The organism is Dactylosporangium cerinum (assembly GCF_042653625.1).
GTDB classification, from domain to species: Bacteria; Actinomycetota; Actinomycetes; order Mycobacteriales; family Micromonosporaceae; genus Dactylosporangium; species Dactylosporangium cerinum.
Genome location: NZ_JBHSIU010000101.1, coordinates 1 through 17,494 on the forward strand (window position 1 = coordinate 1; position 17,494 = coordinate 17,494).

General features: G+C 68.7%; 18 protein-coding genes and 4 pseudogenes. 10 read left to right on the forward strand and 12 right to left on the reverse strand.

Annotated elements, in window-relative coordinates:
- Positions 1 to 121 precede the first annotated feature (121 nt).
- From ACFPIJ_RS52110 to ACFPIJ_RS52125, 4 genes are all read left to right on the forward strand, one after another.
- Positions 122 to 649 carry a cation transporting ATPase C-terminal domain-containing protein gene (locus tag ACFPIJ_RS52110; RefSeq protein ID WP_380126978.1) on the forward strand — a complete coding sequence of 176 codons (528 nt, stop codon included), beginning with the start codon at positions 122 to 124 and terminating at the stop codon, positions 647 to 649.
- A complete protein-coding gene (locus ACFPIJ_RS52115; RefSeq protein WP_380126979.1) occupies positions 646 to 1,005 on the forward strand; it encodes a hypothetical protein in 360 nt (119 codons plus the stop codon). Before ACFPIJ_RS52110 ends, ACFPIJ_RS52115 begins: the two co-directional genes overlap by 4 nt.
- 64 nt (positions 1,006 to 1,069) lie before the next feature.
- Complete coding sequence (locus ACFPIJ_RS52120) at positions 1,070 to 1,381, forward strand: hypothetical protein (RefSeq protein ID WP_380126980.1); 312 nt, start codon at positions 1,070 to 1,072, stop codon at positions 1,379 to 1,381.
- Between the two features lie 376 nt (positions 1,382 to 1,757).
- Positions 1,758 to 2,270, forward strand: a complete 513-nt coding sequence (locus ACFPIJ_RS52125; protein WP_380126981.1) for a flavin reductase family protein — start codon at positions 1,758 to 1,760, stop codon at positions 2,268 to 2,270.
- A gap of 27 nt (positions 2,271 to 2,297) precedes the next feature.
- On the opposite strand, the gene ACFPIJ_RS52130 is transcribed toward ACFPIJ_RS52125, so the two are convergent.
- From ACFPIJ_RS52130 to ACFPIJ_RS52150, 6 genes and pseudogenes are all read right to left on the reverse strand, one after another.
- Complete coding sequence (locus ACFPIJ_RS52130) at positions 2,298 to 2,957, reverse strand: GntR family transcriptional regulator (RefSeq protein ID WP_380126982.1); 660 nt, start codon at positions 2,955 to 2,957, stop codon at positions 2,298 to 2,300.
- 111 nt (positions 2,958 to 3,068) lie between these two features.
- The gene (locus ACFPIJ_RS52135; RefSeq protein ID WP_460494818.1) at positions 3,069 to 3,905 is read right to left on the reverse strand and encodes a transposase; all 837 of its coding nucleotides are present in this window, start codon (positions 3,903 to 3,905) and stop codon (positions 3,069 to 3,071) included.
- Between the two features lie 84 nt (positions 3,906 to 3,989).
- Positions 3,990 to 4,181, reverse strand: a pseudogene (locus ACFPIJ_RS64610) (IS1634 family transposase); the annotation flags it as partial.
- A gap of 366 nt (positions 4,182 to 4,547) precedes the next feature.
- A complete protein-coding gene (locus ACFPIJ_RS52140; protein ID WP_380126983.1) occupies positions 4,548 to 6,947 on the reverse strand; it encodes a winged helix-turn-helix domain-containing protein in 2,400 nt (799 codons plus the stop codon).
- Complete coding sequence (locus ACFPIJ_RS52145) at positions 6,941 to 7,690, reverse strand: hypothetical protein (protein WP_380126984.1); 750 nt, start codon at positions 7,688 to 7,690, stop codon at positions 6,941 to 6,943. Before ACFPIJ_RS52145 ends, ACFPIJ_RS52140 begins: the two co-directional genes overlap by 7 nt.
- A complete protein-coding gene (locus ACFPIJ_RS52150; RefSeq protein WP_380126985.1) occupies positions 7,621 to 8,019 on the reverse strand; it encodes a WXG100 family type VII secretion target in 399 nt (132 codons plus the stop codon). The genes ACFPIJ_RS52145 and ACFPIJ_RS52150 overlap by 70 nt, the downstream gene beginning before the upstream one ends.
- Positions 8,020 to 9,058: 1,039 nt before the next feature.
- Between ACFPIJ_RS52150 and ACFPIJ_RS64615 the strand changes: the two are divergent.
- The 5 genes and pseudogenes from ACFPIJ_RS64615 (at position 9,059) to ACFPIJ_RS52175 (ending at position 12,079) form a co-directional block, all read left to right on the forward strand.
- Positions 9,059 to 9,403, forward strand: a pseudogene (locus ACFPIJ_RS64615) (luciferase domain-containing protein).
- A gap of 268 nt (positions 9,404 to 9,671) precedes the next feature.
- On the forward strand, positions 9,672 to 10,361 hold the full coding sequence (locus ACFPIJ_RS52160; RefSeq protein WP_380126987.1) for a GntR family transcriptional regulator: 690 nt from the start codon (positions 9,672 to 9,674) through the stop codon (positions 10,359 to 10,361).
- A gap of 149 nt (positions 10,362 to 10,510) precedes the next feature.
- Positions 10,511 to 11,305, forward strand: a complete 795-nt coding sequence (locus ACFPIJ_RS52165) for an alpha/beta fold hydrolase (protein ID WP_380126988.1) — start codon at positions 10,511 to 10,513, stop codon at positions 11,303 to 11,305.
- Between the two features lie 52 nt (positions 11,306 to 11,357).
- Positions 11,358 to 11,747 (forward strand): annotated as a pseudogene (locus ACFPIJ_RS52170) (hypothetical protein); the annotation flags it as partial.
- A gap of 170 nt (positions 11,748 to 11,917) precedes the next feature.
- Complete coding sequence (locus ACFPIJ_RS52175) at positions 11,918 to 12,079, forward strand: hypothetical protein (protein ID WP_380126989.1); 162 nt, start codon at positions 11,918 to 11,920, stop codon at positions 12,077 to 12,079.
- Here ACFPIJ_RS52175 and ACFPIJ_RS52180 read toward each other — a convergent pair.
- The 3 genes and pseudogenes from ACFPIJ_RS52180 to ACFPIJ_RS52190 form a co-directional block, all read right to left on the reverse strand.
- Positions 12,069 to 12,299: pseudogene (locus ACFPIJ_RS52180) on the reverse strand (transposase); the annotation flags it as partial. The gene ACFPIJ_RS52175 and the pseudogene ACFPIJ_RS52180 overlap by 11 nt on opposite strands.
- A gap of 261 nt (positions 12,300 to 12,560) precedes the next feature.
- On the reverse strand, positions 12,561 to 13,052 hold the full coding sequence (locus ACFPIJ_RS52185) for a MarR family winged helix-turn-helix transcriptional regulator (protein WP_380126990.1): 492 nt from the start codon (positions 13,050 to 13,052) through the stop codon (positions 12,561 to 12,563).
- 4 nt (positions 13,053 to 13,056) lie between these two features.
- The gene (locus ACFPIJ_RS52190; protein ID WP_380126991.1) at positions 13,057 to 13,947 is read right to left on the reverse strand and encodes an LLM class F420-dependent oxidoreductase; all 891 of its coding nucleotides are present in this window, start codon (positions 13,945 to 13,947) and stop codon (positions 13,057 to 13,059) included.
- An 80-nt stretch (positions 13,948 to 14,027) separates the two neighbouring features.
- Between ACFPIJ_RS52190 and ACFPIJ_RS52195 the strand changes: the two genes are divergently transcribed.
- Positions 14,028 to 14,897, forward strand: coding sequence for an oxidoreductase (locus ACFPIJ_RS52195; RefSeq protein WP_380126992.1), 870 nt, complete (start codon positions 14,028 to 14,030; stop codon positions 14,895 to 14,897).
- 34 nt (positions 14,898 to 14,931) lie between these two features.
- On the opposite strand, the gene ACFPIJ_RS52200 is transcribed toward ACFPIJ_RS52195, so the two are convergent.
- The 3 genes from ACFPIJ_RS52200 to ACFPIJ_RS52210 form a co-directional block, all read right to left on the reverse strand.
- On the reverse strand, positions 14,932 to 15,780 hold the full coding sequence (locus ACFPIJ_RS52200) for an NAD-dependent epimerase/dehydratase family protein (RefSeq protein WP_380126993.1): 849 nt from the start codon (positions 15,778 to 15,780) through the stop codon (positions 14,932 to 14,934).
- Between the two features lie 281 nt (positions 15,781 to 16,061).
- The gene (locus tag ACFPIJ_RS52205) at positions 16,062 to 17,294 is read right to left on the reverse strand and encodes an NAD(P)/FAD-dependent oxidoreductase (RefSeq protein ID WP_380126994.1); all 1,233 of its coding nucleotides are present in this window, start codon (positions 17,292 to 17,294) and stop codon (positions 16,062 to 16,064) included.
- Entirely contained in the window at positions 17,291 to 17,488 is a 198-nt protein-coding gene (locus ACFPIJ_RS52210) for a ferredoxin (protein WP_380126995.1), read from the reverse strand. The genes ACFPIJ_RS52205 and ACFPIJ_RS52210 overlap by 4 nt, the downstream gene beginning before the upstream one ends.
- Between the last annotated feature and the right edge of the window lie 6 nt (positions 17,489 to 17,494).

Here is a 17,494-nt window from a genome sequence, read left to right on the forward strand (position 1 = left end):
ATCGTCGCGTCGAGCGGCCGGAGATCTTGTTCTACGTGGCGCCCCGGCAGCAGAACAACTTACCCAAGACCTTCGATGCCGTCGCGCAGACCGCCGCGGAACTCCGCGCCGGCGACGTGTGGTGGACTCGGCAACCGCTGGCCTGATGGACCGCCCGCCGCGCCCCCGCGCTGCCGGCGTCATCGACCGGGCCCTGCTGGTCCGTGCCTGGCTCCTGCTCGGCGGGGTGTCCGCGGTACTGGTCATGGGCGGCTACCTCTTCACGCTGTGGCAGGCCGGCTGGCACCCCGGCGACCCGACCGGCGCCGGTACCCCGCTCCACCACGCCTACCTGCAGGCCACCGCCGTCACCTTCGCCGGGATCGTTGCCTGCCAGATCGGCACCGCGTTCGCCGCCCGCACCGACCGCGCCTCACTGTTCACGATCGGGCTGTTCACCAACCGGTTCCTGCTGTGGGGCATCGCCTTCGAGCTGGTCTTCACCGCCGCGGTCATCTACACCCCGCCACTGCAGGACATCTTCGGCACCGCCGCGCTCAGCCCCGCACAACTGGCGATCATCGCCCCGTTCCCGGTCCTCGTGTGGTGCGTGGACGAACTGGTCCGCTGGGCCCGCCGGCGCGCACCGCACCCGGGTGACACAGCATGAACACGCGGCCCGCCTCCGCGGCGCGGACCCGTCCAGGCTGGACCGCGCACCGAACCGGTGACGTACCGGTCCGGCTGGCGCGCCGCTGGAGCCGGCTGGCGTCGGCCGCCGCCGGTCTCGCCGCGGCCGGCAGCATCGCCGGGCTTCTCGCCGAGCACCGGATCTACGGCAGGGAGACCACCGTCCTGGCCGATGCGGCCGCGGCGCAGGACGCGGTGAACCTGGCCCTGGTCGCGCCGCTGCTCGTCGTGCTCGGGGTCGCCGCGGTCCGCGGGTCGCTGCCCGCCTACCTCACGTGGCTGGGCTGCCTGGCCTTCACCGTCTACAACTACGCGATCTACGCGTTCTCGGTGTAGTTCGGCCCGCTGTTCCTGCTCTGGACCACGGTCCTCGGACTGGCGACGTTCGCGCTCATCCCCGGTGCACGTCCTCGACCTCGCGTTCTTCCTGCCCGCCGTCGCCGTCAGCGGGGTGCAGCTGCTGCGCCGCCATCCGCTCGGCTACGCCACCGCCGCCGGACAGCTGGTGTTCCTGGCGCTGACCTGCCTGCCGATCGTGGTCACGCCAGTCGTCGCCGCCCTGCGCGGCCACGATCCGGCCTGGGCTGTCGTGATGCCAGTGGGCGTGGTGTTCGCCGTTACGATCGCCGTCCTGGCGCGGACACTGCGAGGCCTGACCTTGGGCCGAACCCCGCGAACTCGCAACAGCACGGCTGGCGTCGCCGGACAGTGACGCGGCGCATCCGGGGCAATGATCAGCCCAGACACCGTCGCGATCGTCTGGTGCTCAACCAGTCATGGCGCCCAGCCCAACCTTGACCACAAGGTGCGCCAGCTGGACAGGATACGCAACCAGGGGGCGGTGCCTGTCTGGCCCGCAGCCCGGGCGAGGTACCAGCAGCAGTGGACGGCGTCATGGAGCACACCGGCATGTCACCGAGCCGTACCCCGGATGGACGAGGGGCATTGGTAAGCGGCGTGCTCGTTCCGTCAAGGCCACCAGCGGCCTGGAAGTACTGGGTGTGCCTGCACTGCCCACCACGGGCGTGCCTATCCGTCGCGGCTTCTCGTGCCTGTCATTCCGCGTTAGGGGGCCATCGATGTCTACAATGCCCGCCCCGGATCACGGCGTCGCCAACACAGGCGCTGAGGCGCAGTTCCGGTCTGTGCTCGGGCACTTCTGCTCCGGCGTCACCGTGCTCACAGCCCTGGTCGACGGGAATCCGGTCGGGATGACCTGCCAGTCGTTCTTCAGCGTGTCGGTCGACCCCCGATTGGTGGCCGTCTCGGTGGCCAGGACGTCTTCGACGTTCCCGTCGATCAGACGCGCCGGCACGTGCACAGTGAATGTGCTTGCGGCCGAGCAGTCGGTGCTGAGCACACAGTTTGCCCGATCCGGGACCGACAAGTGGGCGGGAGTGACGTGGGAGCCGTCGCCCACCCACGGCAACCCCGTCCTTACGGACGTGCTCGCATGGATCGAATGCGAGTTCGACTGCGAGTACGACGCCGGCGACCACATCATCGTGGTCGCTAAGGTCCGAGACCTGGGGTCGCGCGCGGGCACCGGACCGCTGCTCTACTTCAAGAGTGCCTACGCCGAGCTCGCCAGCACGCCCTGAAGACTTCTTGCGCGATGCCGGGAGGTCTTAGGAAGCGGTGGCGCCGCGTGCGAAAGTTGCGATTGTGCGCTTGATCGCTTCGCGGGCGTCAGCTAGGTGCTTCTGCATGGCCTTCTCGGCAGCCGGCCCGTCGTGCTCGAGAATGGCGTCGACGATGTCGCGATACGTCCGGGGAAACAGCGCAGTGTCGGAGAAGTCGCGCATCGCATGCTGGTACCGGCGCGACTGGTCCCACAGTCGCTCCAGGTGTCCAATGAGGATTGTGTCGTGAGACGCGTGGTAGACGGCGGAGTAGAAGCCCCGCATCGTGGGTATCCAATTTTTGGGTCGGCGTTCCAGCGCGCCCACTGCCTTCTGCAACGCTTTGCGGTCGGTGTCGGTGTGGCGCTCTGCCGCGTAGCCGGCGGCCATCGTGTCCAACTCGGCGCGTACGTCGAACAATAGGAGAAACTCGCCTAGGTCCAGCGGCGCGACCGTGGCGTCGCGGTGCGCGGGCATGAGGACGAGTCCTTCGCTTTCCAACCGGCGTAGCGCCTCGCGGATCGGCGTGGTGCTCATACCCAGGTCGGCCGCGACCTGTTCCTGGTTCAGGATCGTCCCCGCTGCCAGGGTTCCATCGAGGATCTGTTCGCGGAGGATGCCATGGGCGGCACCTGCCTTGCTTTGGTAGAGCTGCTTGGTGGGCAAGCCGTCACCTTTTCGACTGGTTGCGCCCCAGGGCGTTCCCGGGGCAGCACGTGCTTCGACTGTATATAACCTGTATGACGGTCGCCCTCGACTTTCGTGGTTCTTTCGTGGTTATGGGGCTGCGAGTGCCCATGCTCGCTGGACCTGGCGGATTTCTGCGTTGGTGGGTTGGGCTGGGCGGGAGCCCATAAATCGGGCTGCGATGAGGGTGCGTCGTAGCGCGGTGAGCATGTCGGCGAATGACGGGTCGGTCTTCGACAGGTACCAGGGTGCGTGGATGTGGCGGTCGGTGACGATCCCGGATCGGTGGCCGTGCAGCGCGTACCAGAGCACGACGATCGTGTAGACGTACATCCCGAACGCCCAGGTGCGGTTCACGGCTTGTGCGGTGCGGTTGCGGGCCTGGCCGACGCCGAGGGTCTGGCGGGTGTCGAAGAATGTCACCTCGATCGCCCACCGGGCGGCGTAGCGGGCCACCTGGGTGGGCAGATCCCGCAGGCTTTTGCCGTGGTACGCGGCGCCGGCCACGACGTGCACTCGCCGGCCCGGCACCCGGGCGGCGATAGCGGTGATCATGTGTGCGGCCAACTCCACGGTAGAGGCGGTGCCCTTGCCCCGCCAGCGCCGGCACAGCACCGGCAGGCACAACGGCCGGGACAGCAACGAGGGCCGCACGATGACGCCGACGACCACCCAGCGGTGCCCGAACGCCAGCTTGTTACGCGCCGGGGCGGAGCCGTCGTGGATCCACCCGGCGCCGTGGACTTTCTTACCCCGACGGCGATGCGCGGTGTCATCGACCGCGAGGTGCAGATCGGCGCCGTCTGCGACGAGGCGGGTCAGGACCAGATCGAACAGGGCCAGGCCGAGCTGGTCGACCTGCCAGCGGGCGGCCGAGAAGAAACCGGTGCGCCCGATGATGCGACCACGACGTGGCCAGCCCAGCACCGGTGAGCATCCCGCAGACCGTGCGTTGCCCGGTCTGCGCGACCAACCCGATAACCAGGGCTCGGATTGCGTGCCAGCCAGACGCGCGTCGCCGTAGTGCCGGTTGATCGAGGCGGCCAGCCGGCGCAGCCCGGCCACGTCGACCTGGTCAGCCCGGCCGAGGTTCATCAGCACGTCGGGCTTGACCCGCCCGTCGACGCGCCGGTTGTGGGCCAGGGCGACGTAGCGCACCACGCTGCCGTCGGCGTTCGTCCGCGACGTGAACCGCAGGAACATGTCCACGAACCAACCGCATCAGCCCTTGCAGCACAAGACTCAAGTTCCAAGTCGTGTTACTACACTTCTGACACTCCGAACGACCCAAGACCGCCCGGCAGGCCGCCTACCAGGCACAACACGGAACGCATCGCGTTCATGTGTCTACGAACTGCGGAACTCGGGAGGGACCGCCGGAACCCGGCCAGGTCACGCAGCTTCGCCACCGCCGCGACCGCGAAGGTCGCGCTGAGCAGCACCTGGGCACCGAACGCCAAATACCCCCTACCCGCACGCTACGAGCGCCCGGCACACACCACGCACATCACCGATACATCCGGGGCCCGCCGCAGCTGCGTTGCAATGCGCCGGTCGCTGGTTCGTCGGTTACAGCAGATGCAGCGTGTGTGCCTGCCGCACGGCGTCACGACGGCGGTGCACCTCGAGCTTGCGGTAGATGCTGCTGACATGGGATTTCACCGTGTTGTCGGTCAGGTGGAGCCGGTCGGCGATCTCGGCGACAGTGAGCAGGCTGTCGAGCAGGCGCAGGACCGTCAGTTCGCGGTTGGTGAGCTTGGCCGGTGACGATGGCACGCGCTGCGGTGGCGGCGGCGCGGACGCCGCGTGGGATGCCGGACTCCGGCCGGGACCGTTGCGCATCTCGTTGAGCAGGAACGGGCGCCGTATGCCGGCCGGTGCGGCGATCCGGTCGGCTTGGCGGCACAGGTGAGCCGCGCGTTGGAGGTGGCCGACCTGTGCCGCCGCGTCCGCGAGCAGGAGCAGGGCGTCGATGCGGTGCAGCGCGGAGCCGTCGGTGCGTTGGAAGAACGTCTGCAGCGTTTCGGTGGCCTCGGCCGCCCGGCATCGGGCGAGCAGCAGGTTGGCCTCGATGAGGCGGCGGAGCGGTTCGGTGAGCTGCTTCGCGTGGGTCATGGCGTAGCGTTCGGCGTCGGTGCGGTATCCGTTGGCCAGCAGCAGCCGGATGTGTAGGTGGACCGCCTCCGCTGACGGCGCGCAGGTCTGCATGAGGTGCTGGGTGGTGTGCAGTGCGGCCCGGACGTCGCCGCGCTGCTGTTCGATCATGGCGCGGTGCAGGTGCTCCGCCGCGGTGAGCAGGACGTCGGCGTGCCAGAGGTCGACGGCGAGCCCGCAGAGCTGCTCAGCGGCGGCGGTGAGCTGGTGGCGTTGGATGTGCACGCCGGCCAGCACGATCCGGGCCCAGCCGTCGTCGTGCGCACCGCTGACGCCGTGATCGGCGAGGATCCGGCGGGCCTGGTCGGCCTGGCTCGCGGCCAGTCGGAGGTTGCCGAGCTGCAGCTCCGCGGTGGCCGAATGCCGCAGCGCCCGGGCGTGGGGGAGCGGTCCGAGCGCTCGGGCGGCGGGAAGCCAGGTCATGACGTGCGCCCGTGCTTCCAGCGGGCGGCCGGCGTTCAAGGCGACAATGGCGGGTTCGGCCGACTCGACGACACCTCGGGCGGCGGAACGCGCATTCGCATTCTGGGCGTTTTCGGCCGCCACCGCTGTCCGTGGCATCGCGCCGGCAACCGCGAGCGCTGGTCCGGCAGGCCGGGACGGTCTGCTGAAGGCCGGGTTCGGACCGGGCCAGGAACGGGACGGTGCCGGAGTCATGGCGACCTGCGTACCGCTGGCGATGATGTCGAAGCGGTACCTGGTGGTCAGGTCGACGGCGTGAACATGATCGCCGGCAGCGGTTGCGTGGTGGACCGCTTCGCGATACCGGCCGTGCGTGGCGTACCAGTCGCTGGCAGTGCGATGCAAGATTCGTAGCCGGTCCGGCTCGAAGTGCTGAGCATGGATGTAGAGGGCCGTGCGCCACAGCTGGCGGTATCGATGCCAGCCGTGCTCGCCGACGGGAACGGCGAACATGCCGTCTCGAGCGAGGTCTTCCAGGAGCCGCGCGGCGTCGGGGCGACCGGTGAGGGCGGAGAACAGTCCAGCGCAGACGGCTTCCACCGAGCTGGTGTCAACGACGGCTCGGCGGTCGTCGTCGGACAGGTGCGCCAAGACGTCCCCGACGATGTAGTCGTGCAGGGTCACGCCAATGGCGTGCAGCTCGTGCAGGTGATGCTCTGTGCCGACCGGATCGTTGGCCATGCTCGTGGCGGCGATGACCGTGCCCGCGGTCCAGCCGCCGGTCACCGCGTACACCTCGGCGACGATTTCCGGCGATAGGTGGCCATACCGGGCGCAGAGTCGCGCGGTCTCGTCCTCGGTGAGCGCGAGCGCGGATCCGTCGACCTCTGTGGTGCTGCCGGCCCGCAGGCGAGCGCGTAACCGCGGCGGCACCCACCGGCCGGCGATGACCAGCCTCGGCCCGGCCGGCTCGGCGAGCAGACCGATGATGTCGTCGAGTTGCACGTTGCTGGCACAGTGTACGTTGTCCAACACCATTGGGATCGATGACTTGGACGGGACATGCGCCCGCAGACGCGCCGGTCCGTCGTCGGCAAGATCGTGAAAGGTGACGACGGTCTGCTCGGCGCACCAGGCCCGGATCAGCTCAGTCTTCCCAACTCCCGCCGTCCCAGTAACCAGCACGCATCGATGTCTGCTCGCGCTGTCAAGCATGTCGTGCAGGCGAGCCCGGCGGACGTGCCGGGACGATGACGCGACCTCAGGCCGTGCCGCGTCGTCCAGGTCCGCCATCACGAACCGTCCCGGACGCACGTCTGCGAGCGGACGTGGCGCCACGTGATGCCTGGAATCGAAACCATCTGCACCTCCGACCTCCGCCAACCACCTTCTACCAGCCTCAGCGATCACCATGCGCCATTGATCCAGCCGTTCTCCCAGTCGGCGATCGCCGTTACCTCCGTCGGCCTGAGCTGCAGCGAGCCCGCCTCCAGTTGCTGGTCCTTCCCACCGAGGAAAGCCTTGAGGGCGTCGTACGACTGGCCGATCTGGACACTGGTGAGCGCCATACCGCCGAAGACTGCACCCACCTCGGCCAGCAGTTCGAGCGTGAAGATCACCCATTGGGAGATGGTGATCGTGACAGCGGCCTGGGCGGCTGGCGCGGCGGTACCACCGGTGGCCGCGGCGCAGAAGCCCGTCGCGGTCAGGGTGGCCGCGACGAACGTGGCGATCGCGGTACCCATGGCGATGCCGCCGGTGATGCAGGCGAGCTGCATGTTGTTGTTCAGGTCCTTCATCGCGCCCAGGCTGGGCTGGATGTCGTTGTTGATGCAGGCGTAGAAGGCGTCCTTGCCTGCGCCCTGCCAGTTGCCGCGGTAGACCACGTCGTAGCAGAGCTGGGGGACCTTGCTCGCCGCGTCGTTCAGGACCTTGCCCACCTCGCCCCAGCCTTCCTGGGCCTCGAAGTACGGAACTGGGTCGCGGAGGTTGAGCACTACCGTGGTGAGAAGCGGGATGCCCATGCCCAGCAGGGGGAGACCGAACGGCCCGGCCGCGGCGAACATTCTCTGGCCCGCGGTGAGGATCAGCGCCGCCGCTCCGAACCCGCCGATGTAGGCGCGGTCGAACGCGCCGCCGCTGACGTCGGTGTCCATCCGCCGGGGCTTGGGCGCCGGGGAGCCGTGATCGGCTTACCCTGGAACATTCGCGTGTTGGCCGCTTCGTTGTTCTCATAGTGATTGGCGACCCGGGTGAGCGCCAGTCCGATGGTGCCCAGAGTCCCGCTGAGCGTTCGAGTGGCCAGGTCCATCGCCTCGTACGCGGCGCGGTAGGCACTCTGGAACCCGAAGTCGACCACGGGCGTCGCCGACGAGGGCAGGGAGCAGTTGGGGATGCTGGTCTTCGCGACGTTGCCGAAGTTCTCGCCGTAGCGGACGTAGCCGTCAGCCGCCTCGCGAAGTCCCGCGACATCGACAGCCACCATGCCCGTGACTCCGTCGTCCCTCGAAATCCGGTGAGTCCGTGCAGTCCCTCGGCGAGCAGGCGCAAACTACTGGTGCGGGCTGCGTTGAGCGCCTCCTGACAGGCGGCTGCCAGGCGCTCCGGGGTCAAGTCGCGCAGAACGTACGGCGCGATGAGGAGCCCGGCGGGCCAGCCGTCCAATCGGACCGTCGCCTGCACGTGCCGCCCCGCATCCCACTCGGCGACGGTGCGTGCGCACAGCCGGACGACGTGCTCCGGTGTCAGCTCGCCCGCCGGCTCTGGCATCGCGCCCATTCCCCGCTGGATCGACGCGGCCAGATCCCGGAACTTGCCATCGGCCACTGCATTCCCAGTCCCCGTTTGCACTCCCACTCCCCGCTTGGCGGCGTCCCGACATGTACTGCCGACCCATCGACGCTTGGTCACACGGCTCACAACTCGTCGAGCCGGGATCACGGCGTCCGTCAAGATCGGATGCACAGCAAAGCAGCGGTGGAGCCCGGGGAGCAAGGATCTTGAGAAAATCCCTACAAGATTTTGACCCCGAGTTCCGCAGTTCGTAGTCACACGCCGGCTCAAAATCCAGGGCTGAGCTGCGGAAACGCCGACAAAGTTCCCCTGACCTCTTGTAAACGATCGGATGCAGCCTATAAGTTGCGTTCTCAGCGCAGGTGTGCGCTCGTGGGTCCGATCGGGGCGCAGTGCGTGCCAGCCACGCGTCCCGCACCGACGCGAGGCGTTGATGACCGAGTTGAAGGAAGCGCGATGCCGAAGCCAGTGGGTTACACCATCCCTCCGCTGGAGGGGTTCGTCCCAAGCACGACAAGGACCTGAGCGGTTACGCCCAGATCTTCCCGAAGCGCGAGGGCTCCAGGCCGGACACCACCAACAAGGAGCCGCAGCAGCAGATCACCCAGCATGCTGCGCCAGAGATCTGGGACGAGCCGTACCGTCGCTGCTTCGAGCTGCTGCCGAATGTCCGTGCGGTGGAAAGCAAGATCTCGGTGCCCGACGCGACGGCACTGTGGCTCGATGAATCCGTGCTGGCCGGCCCGAAGGAAGCCTTCATCATCGAGCGCGAGTTCGCGCACATGCACCCGCGCCCCGACTCGAGTCTGCACCTGCACCTGCCACTGGAGCTCGCCGTCTACGCGATTTCCGGCGGCTGGGCCTAGCTGCACACCGTCGCGTGGCTCGGCCTGGCTACGCCGGGCACCGTGCTGGTGTACGCGCCTCGCGACGACGAAGAACTTGAGCTCGTCTGGAGTCTCGTCGAGGAGTCCTACCGGTACGCGACCGGTCAGTCGCCGGCGTTCCGGCGCACCCGCAGATCTCCGACCAGCGCGCCTGACGCACGGCCGAGGGCTCGGGGCCCCGCCCGCTGACGCGCAGCTGGAAGCGGCCAGGCGGCGGCTGGACCGGGCCACCGCCCACCCCACAACACAGCTCAGCGGCCCCGAACCACAAACCCAATCTGGAACAGCCCGCTAGACAAGAGGAATGATCACCCAAGGGCTGTTCCCATGATCAGCCGGTGGCGCTTGGAGAGATCCGTGTCGCCGTTGCGCTGCCCGCAACAGCGCGCGCAGCAGCGGGAGACTGCATGTATACGATAGGCTGTAACAAGCGCTGGTCGGGGCGAGAGGTGCAAGCATGATCGGTACTGGTGCTTCCCCGCGCATCACGTACAGCAGCAAGGCGGATGTCTCCTATCACGCCCTGCGTGAGTCCATTCTTGCAGGCGAACTCGCTCCGGGCGTCCGGCTCGATCAGGCGAAGCTCGCGGCAGAACTGGAAGTCAGCGCTACTCCGCTGCGTGAGGCGCTGCGTCGGCTTGAGGCCGAGGGCCTCGTCAACGCTCGGACGCATCGCGATGTGAGTGTTGCCCAGATCGTGCCGGACGAGGTGCAGTCCCTTCTCGCGATTCGCGGCCGGCTGGACGGCCTGGCCATTCGGCTGGCCGTTGCCCAGTCCGACAGCGAGGCGAGTATTCGCATCGACGCCGCTGCGAATGACGTCGCGTTTTGGCGTGAGCGGGCCGTCGACGCCGAGCGCGCGTTTCACCGGGCGATCTACACGGCATCGAGGAACCAGGTACTCATCGACCTGCTCGATTTGATCTGGGACCTGACCGGCCGGTTCCATCGTGTGATCGGTTCGAGGGCAACCGACATCTTCATCGCGAAGCATCGTGAGATCGCCAAGGCGATCCGCGACGGCGATAGCGACGCCGCAGAAGCGATCATGGCCGCGCACATCGAGGCCGAGATTGCGCTCATACTCGACAAGCCGTACCCGAAGAGCATGAGAACTGTGACGACGTTGGACATCGTCGGCGCCTGACATCGCTGTGGGAGGGGCGGCGCGATCGATGATCGTGCCGCCCCTCCCTCAGCGCCTCACCTTGCGGTAAGCCAGTCACTGATCCGGACGGAAGTCCTGCCTACGCTCCGTCAGCTCTAGCGACGGCTCACGTCGGGAAGGGGGAAAGCATGGAAACTACGACATCGTTGGATGGCACCACTGTGGGGTATCGCGTCGTGGGCGATGGGCCCCTCGGCGTCGTCTTGGTACACGGTTGGTCGTGCACCGGCAACGCGTGGAATACGGTCGTGGACGAGCTACCCACCGCAGGGCGCCGCTACGTGCTCCCGGACTTGCGCGGCCACGGCAGCTCCGCCGGCGAGGGGCTCGAGCATTCCGTCAAGCGCTACGCCGAGGACGTCCTGGCGGCCGCAAACGCCGCGGGGCTGGACCGCTTCGTCACGATCGGGCACAGCATGGGAGCCAAGTACGCTCAGTACATCCGTGTCCTGGCAGGAGACCGGGTGCTCGGGTATGTGGGAGTGGCACCCACGCCCTCGTCGACCGTGGACGAGGAAGCGGACGAGGACACCATCGCCTGGATGTCGGGCGGTGCCGGAAGCCCCGAAGCCTTCGTTGGCATCCAGAACTACATCACCAAGGAACCGCTACCTGAGCATGTCCTGCGCCCCGCGGTGCAGGAGGCATCGACACTCACCTCGGAGGTGCTCGCGGGATCGATGCGCGCGTTCGCGACCGCAGACTTCACCGACGAGTTAGCCCACGCGCCGCAGGTGCCCGCACTCATCATCGGCGGCACAGCCGACCCGTTCTACCCGCCGAACGTCCTCGAGTTGCGCATCGCGATCGAGAACCCGGGGGCCAGGCTGGCGGTCCTCGACTACGGGCACGACCTGCCGCGGGAATGCCCAGCCGAGGTGGCTGCGCTGATCGATCAATTCCTCATCGACCTCACCCAGTAGGAACGCGAGATGTCGGCCAAGGAATCAGGCCGTCGCCGACTCGGCGATGACGATGCCGAACCCGCGACATGCTCGCCGACCGGGATCTGCTGCCGGCCGAGCACCTCATGGACGCCGGGTACCCGTCCACCGCGAACCTGCTGGCCTGCCGCACCGAGCACCAGGTCCGCCTGATCGCCCCGATGCGCGGCGACTCCTCCCGCCACGCCCGCACCAACAGCCCTTACGCCCGCGACGCGTTCACCATCGACTTCGACCAACAGCGTGCGACCTGCCCACAAGGTCACCACTCGGCGACCTGGAACCCCACCCGCCAAGATGGCCAGGACGTCATCGTGGTCAGCTTCCCCTCAGCGCCTGCATCACCTGCCCGGCCCGAACCGAGTGCACCCGCTCAGCCCAGCGCCGACGACAGTTGACGCTACGACCCCGACACCTGCACGAAGCCCTCCGCGACGCCCGCGCCGAACAGCAGACCGACGCCTGGCGAAGCAAACGGGCTGCGGTTCGCGTTCTACGGGCGTGTGTCTCCGGCGGACTTTCAGGAGCGGGCGTCCTGCGGCGGTGGCCGCGGGACGCAGTCGAAGATTCGTGCGGGTCACGGCACGGTCGGTGGCGGAGTTCTTCGATACGAATCGCAGCCGACGGTTGCCGTGGCGGGACCGGCCGCAGGCCGTCAAGCTGCTGCAGTCTCTTGCCGATCCGGACCGAACCTTCGATGCCGTGGTGGTTGGAGAGTATGAGCGGGCAACGAGCCGTCGCATCAGGCGTTGATGATGCTGCTCGGTGCGCAGTCGAAGCGAGAGGCGCTGCGGGCCCCGTTCCGGGCGCTGACGGCGATGCGGGGCACAGCGATCTCGGCGTCCTTGTCCGCCACCGACAACCCCACACCCGCCGCCGCGCCCTGCGGCTGCGCCGGCGGGTCCTGCCGACGGACCCAGTTTCGCAGCGTCTCGTGACTCAACCCCAGCTGACGAGCGACCTCGTTGACCGGCCGACCCGGACCAACTCGACCGCATCACGCCGGAACTCTTCCGTGTACTTCGACGGACGCCCCAACGGGGACACCCCTTCCTCTGGACCGACATCCAGTCTCAGGGTGTCCACATCTCAAGGGGAAGCCCAGTTCGGGCAAGGCGGCACGCGCGGAGGTCGGGTGCGCCGGTCGGCGAACAGGAACACGTGCTGCGGGAACTCGCGCGGTGAGCGTCAGGCTCGGATGGCGGCCTGGCCGCACAAGGGCGTGCCGCGCGGGTCAGCCGTGTAGGGGCTCGCTCGGGCGGGTCGCGGGAGAGGAGTCGACCATGCGCTCCGCGATGGTGGTCAGCGCGCGGCCGGCCTCCGCCAGCGAGGCCGCGTCGACGTGGTCGACGACCCGGCGGCGCGCGCTCAGCAGGTGGTCGGGGTAGGCCTTCTTGAGCCGCCGCAGGCCGGCGGGGGTGAGCGTCGCGATGTTGCCGCGGTTGTCGGCGGATGCCCGGCGCTTGGTCACGAGCCCCCGGGTGCGCAGGTCCTCGACGATGCGGCTGATCCGGCTCAGCGACAGCCCGATGGCGTTGGCGAGGTCGGTCAGGCGCATCTCCCGGTTCTCCGCCTCGGAGAGGTTCATCAGCGTGGAGTACTCGGTGAGGGTTACGCCGCTGGATCGCGTCAGGTCCTCATCGAGCAGCCGGGGCAGCGTCGCCATGATGCGCATCAGGGCGCGCCACAGGACCTCCTGGTCCGGCGTCAGCGGGGCTTCGGGCATTCGCTCACCCAATCCGGGACGGTCGCAGCTGGGCGGCGGCCGGGATGACGTGCCGGGCCAGCAGCTGCAGGGTGGCGGGGGAGTCGGCGCCGGGCACCGGGCCGTAGACGGCGTCGATGCCGAGCTTCGCGAAGCTGGTGAGCGCGTCGAGCAGCCGGTCGATCTGCCGCCCGCCGGGGCCCGGGTCGAGGGGGAAGAGGACGGTCTTCTCGATTGAGTCGTAGTCGCGCCCGATCTGCTCGCAGTGCAGGCGCAGTGCGTCGAGTTTCAGCGGCAGGTCGGGACCGGCGAACAGATTGCAGGCGTCGGCGTACAACGCGACGAGGCGAAGCGTCTTGCGCTCGCCCGAGCCGCCGACCAGGATCGGCGGGCGGCGGACCGGCGCGGGGGAGTTGAGCGTGCGGGCGAGGCGGTAGTGCCGGCCGTGGAAGGGTGATTCGTCGCCGTCGAACATCTGCCGGCAGATCCGCAGCGTCTCCTCCAGGCGCTCGAACCGCTCGGCGGTCGCCGGGAACGGCAGGCCCAGGCCGGCGGCCTCGGCCGCGTTGAACCCGGCGCCGATGCCGATGCCGAGCCAGGCGCGCCCGCCGGACAGCACGTCCAGGGTGGTGATCATCTTGGCGAGGAGCCCAGGCTGGCGATAGGCGGTCGCAGTCACCAGGGTGAGCAACTCCATCCGCTCGGTCGCTGCGGCGAGGAACCCGAGCGTGGTGTACGCCTCCAGCATCTCGCGCTCGAACGCGCCGACGACCGGCGCCTGCCACAGGTGGTCCATGACCGCGATCCGGGCGAAGCCGGCCTCCTCGGCCGAGGAGGCGATGCGGCGCAGTGACGAGCCGATCTCTCTGGCGCCGCCGTTCCAGGTGAAGTCGGCGACGGTCAGTCCCAGCAGCAACGGAACCCCCAATGGATGCTTGCGCTAGCAAGTTCAGTATGGTCAGAGCAGGCCACCTGTCAAGCCAGCGGAGGGCGGACATGCGAACCTTCTCCATCGGCCGGTACACCGTCAACCGCGTCGGCTACGGCGCGATGCAGCTCACCGGGTCCGGGGTTTTCGGCCCGCCTGCCGATCGCGGCAAGGCGCTGGCGATCCTGCGCCGTGCGGTCGAGGCCGGCGTCAATCACATCGACACCGCCGACTTCTACGGTCCCCGGGTCGTCAACGAGCTCATCCGCGAGGCGCTGTACCCGTACCCAACGGACCTGGTCGTCGTGAGCAAGGTCGGCGCGCGGCGCACGGCGGACGGCGGCATCCACGCGTGGGACGAGCCGGCGGACCTGCGCCGTGGCATCGAGGACAACCTGCGTGCGCTGGGTGTCAGCCACCTGCCGGCGGTGAATCTGCGGGTCATGGGCGACCGGGTCGCCGATGCCCGGTTCGAGGCACAGGTCGGCACGATGGTGCAGGCCTGCGAGGACGGCCTGATCGGCGGGGTCGGGCTCAGCAACGTCTCGCTGGACCAGCTGCGCGCGGCGCTGCGGATCACCGAGGTGGCGTGCGTGCAGAACTCGTTCAGCCCGCTGGACCGCGGATCGGCCGGCGTGCTGCGGGAGTGCGCCCGGCGCGGCATCGCGTTCGTGCCGTTCGTACCGCTGGGATTTCCCCGGCCGCGCCGCGAGGCCATCCTGTCCGATCCGGTCGTCGTCGGCGTGGCCCGGGCGCTGGACCTCACGCCGGCGCAGGTCGTACTTGCCTTCCTCGCCGCGGTGTCGCCGAACGTGCTGCTGATCCCGGGCACGTCGTCCATGCGCCACCTCGAGGAGAACCTCGCCGTCTCCCGCGTCGAACTCGACGCACCGACGATCGCCCGGCTCGAGGGCGCCTTCGCCGGCCGGGACCGGTGAGATCGGTCCCGGCGCGACGGCGGCCTTGCGGCGATCACCGCCCGGACAACTCCTCGACGGCGCTCAGGCGATCCGGCTGCCAGCCCAGCCGCCGCCTGGCCCGATCGCCGCTGGCCTGCTGGTCGAGCAGGAGGGCGTCGGCGAGGTAGGCGCCGAGGCGCTCCCGCGAGTCGTCGTCGGACTCCGCCACGACGACGCCGTTCGGACCGGCGGCCGCCTGCGCCAGCTCGCGGACCGTTGGGTTGATCCCGGATGCGCCGATGTAGATCTCGCCGCCCGGCGCCCTCCCCAGGACCCGGAGGTACAGGTCGGCGAGGTCCTCGACGTGGACGGTGGCCCAGTGCTGGTCGCCGGAGCCGACCAGTCGTAGCGCGCCGTCGTCGGTGCGCGGCCCGTAGGTGAACAGGCCGGCGAGTAGGCCGCGGCCACGGCCGTAGACGACGGCCGGCGCCACGACCGATGCCTTCACGGTCGAGGAAAGCAGGCGGTTCTGCCGCTCGATCTTCCACGCGACGATCGGCGGCGCAGCGAGGGCGCTGTCCTCGGTGATGTCCCGGTTGTCGCCCCACACCCAGACGCCGCCGGTGGAGACGAACGGTTTCGCGGTACCGGCGAACGCTCGCACCACTGCGGCGATCACGGCGTCCTCGCCCGCGGCGTCGAGCGCGGCGAGGTTGATCGCGGCGTCGACGCCGGAGAGTTGTCCGGTGAGCCACCCGACGTCGCTCAGGTCGCCGAGCGCGGCTTCGGCGCCGCCCTCCTCCACGGCCTTGGCGGATGCCTCGCTGCGGACCACGGCGGTCACGTCGTGGCCGCCGCCGCGCAGCGCCTCCACCACCGTGGAGCCGATGAAACCGGTGCCGCCGGTGAGCAGTACTCGCATGGTCGTTTCCTTCCGAACCTGGCGGGAACCGTTCCCGCGGACTTGCTTGCGTAAACAAGTATTGCGCGCTTACTTGCTCAAGCAAGCAATCTGCGATCTCAATCACGGACTGCCACGCATGCCGCCTCCACCTCTGCGGCTCCTGATCCCGCCCTTGAAGGTTGTCTCCGAGGCAGATCGAGTGCTGCGCCTCGTCGTCGAGCAGACCGGTGATAGCCGAATCGAGCCATGCCTCTTACGTCACGGGGATGGTGGCCGACAGCGACCGACCCCGTCGGGTGTCATGGATCATGAGTCTTGCGCCCGTCGTTCGATAAGCCGGAGTGTGCGGCCAAAGCCACGTCCCAAGTCGTCTTATCGAGCACGTGCTGACGCAGCCGCCGCTGTTCGCGCGGCATGTTCCAGCTCAGCGCGCCAACGACCCGTCCCTGCCAGCCGTACAGCGCCGCGAACTTCCCGTCCGCCGGATCACCGGCCGCGAAGGTAATCTCCGCCCCGTCGGGCATCGTGCCGTACGCCTGGACCTTCACGTCGTACTGGTCGGTCCAGAAGTACGGCACGGGCGAGAACGGCTCGCCCTTGCCCAGCAACGTCCTTGCCGCGGCCATGCCTTGCTCGGTGGCGTTCATCCGGTGCTCGACCCTGATCCGTCTACCCAGGTTCGGATGGGTCCAACTGGCCACGTCGCCGGCGGCGACCACCCTGGGGCCGGCTCGGCAAAACGAGTCGCAGTCGACCCCGTTGGACAGCGACAGCCCGCTGCCGGACAGCCACTCGGTGGCCGGCACCGACCCGATCGCGACCAACACCAAGTCGGCCGCGAGTGTCACGCCGTCGCCCAGCTCAACGCCGACCACCCGACCGCCTGTGCCGACCAGTGCGTTGATGCCGATCCCTGTACGCACCCGCACGCCGTGGGCAGCGTGCAGCCTGGCCACCAAGCCGCCGATTCGGTCGCCGAACTGGCGGAGCATCGGTGCGGGCAGCGGGTCGACCAGGGTCACGTCGAGCCCCAACTGTCTAGCCGCGGCGGCGGCCTCGGTGCCGAGGAAGCCGGCGCCGAGGACCACGACGGCCGACTTGGACAGCAGGTCCTTCCGTAGCGCCAGTGCGTCCTGCATGGTGCGCAGGACGTGGACGCCGTCGAGGTCGTGACCGTACGGCAGCCGGCGTGGCGTCACTCCGGTGGCGATCACCAGCCCGTCGTAGTCAAGGGCCGCACCGTCGGACAGCCGAACCAGCCTCGATGCGACGTCGAGGCCGGTCGCCGACGTGCCGAGCACCCAGTCGGCGTCCAACATGGTGATGTCGGCCTTGCGGCGCAGCGCCGTGCGCTGCGGCTCCCACGTGCCGCACAGGACCTGTTTGGACAGTGGTGGACGGTCGTAGGGCAGGCGGTCCTCGTCGCCAACCAGGGTCAGCCGGCCTGTATAGCCCTCGCGGCGCAGCGTCTCGGCGGCGGTGAGCCCCGCCGCAGAGGCGCCGACGACCACCACGTGGTCGAGCGCGTTCACGAGTCGTCCAGCTGGATGGCAAGGGCAGGGCAGACCCGCGCCGCCTGGCGGATGTCCTCGTGCAGTTGCTCGGGTGGATTCTCCTGCAGCAGCACGACGATCCCGTCCTCGTCGCGCTGGTCGAACACGTCGGGGGCCAGCAGCACACACTGCCCGGCGCCGACGCACTTGTCCTGGTCGATGACGACGTTCATGACGCT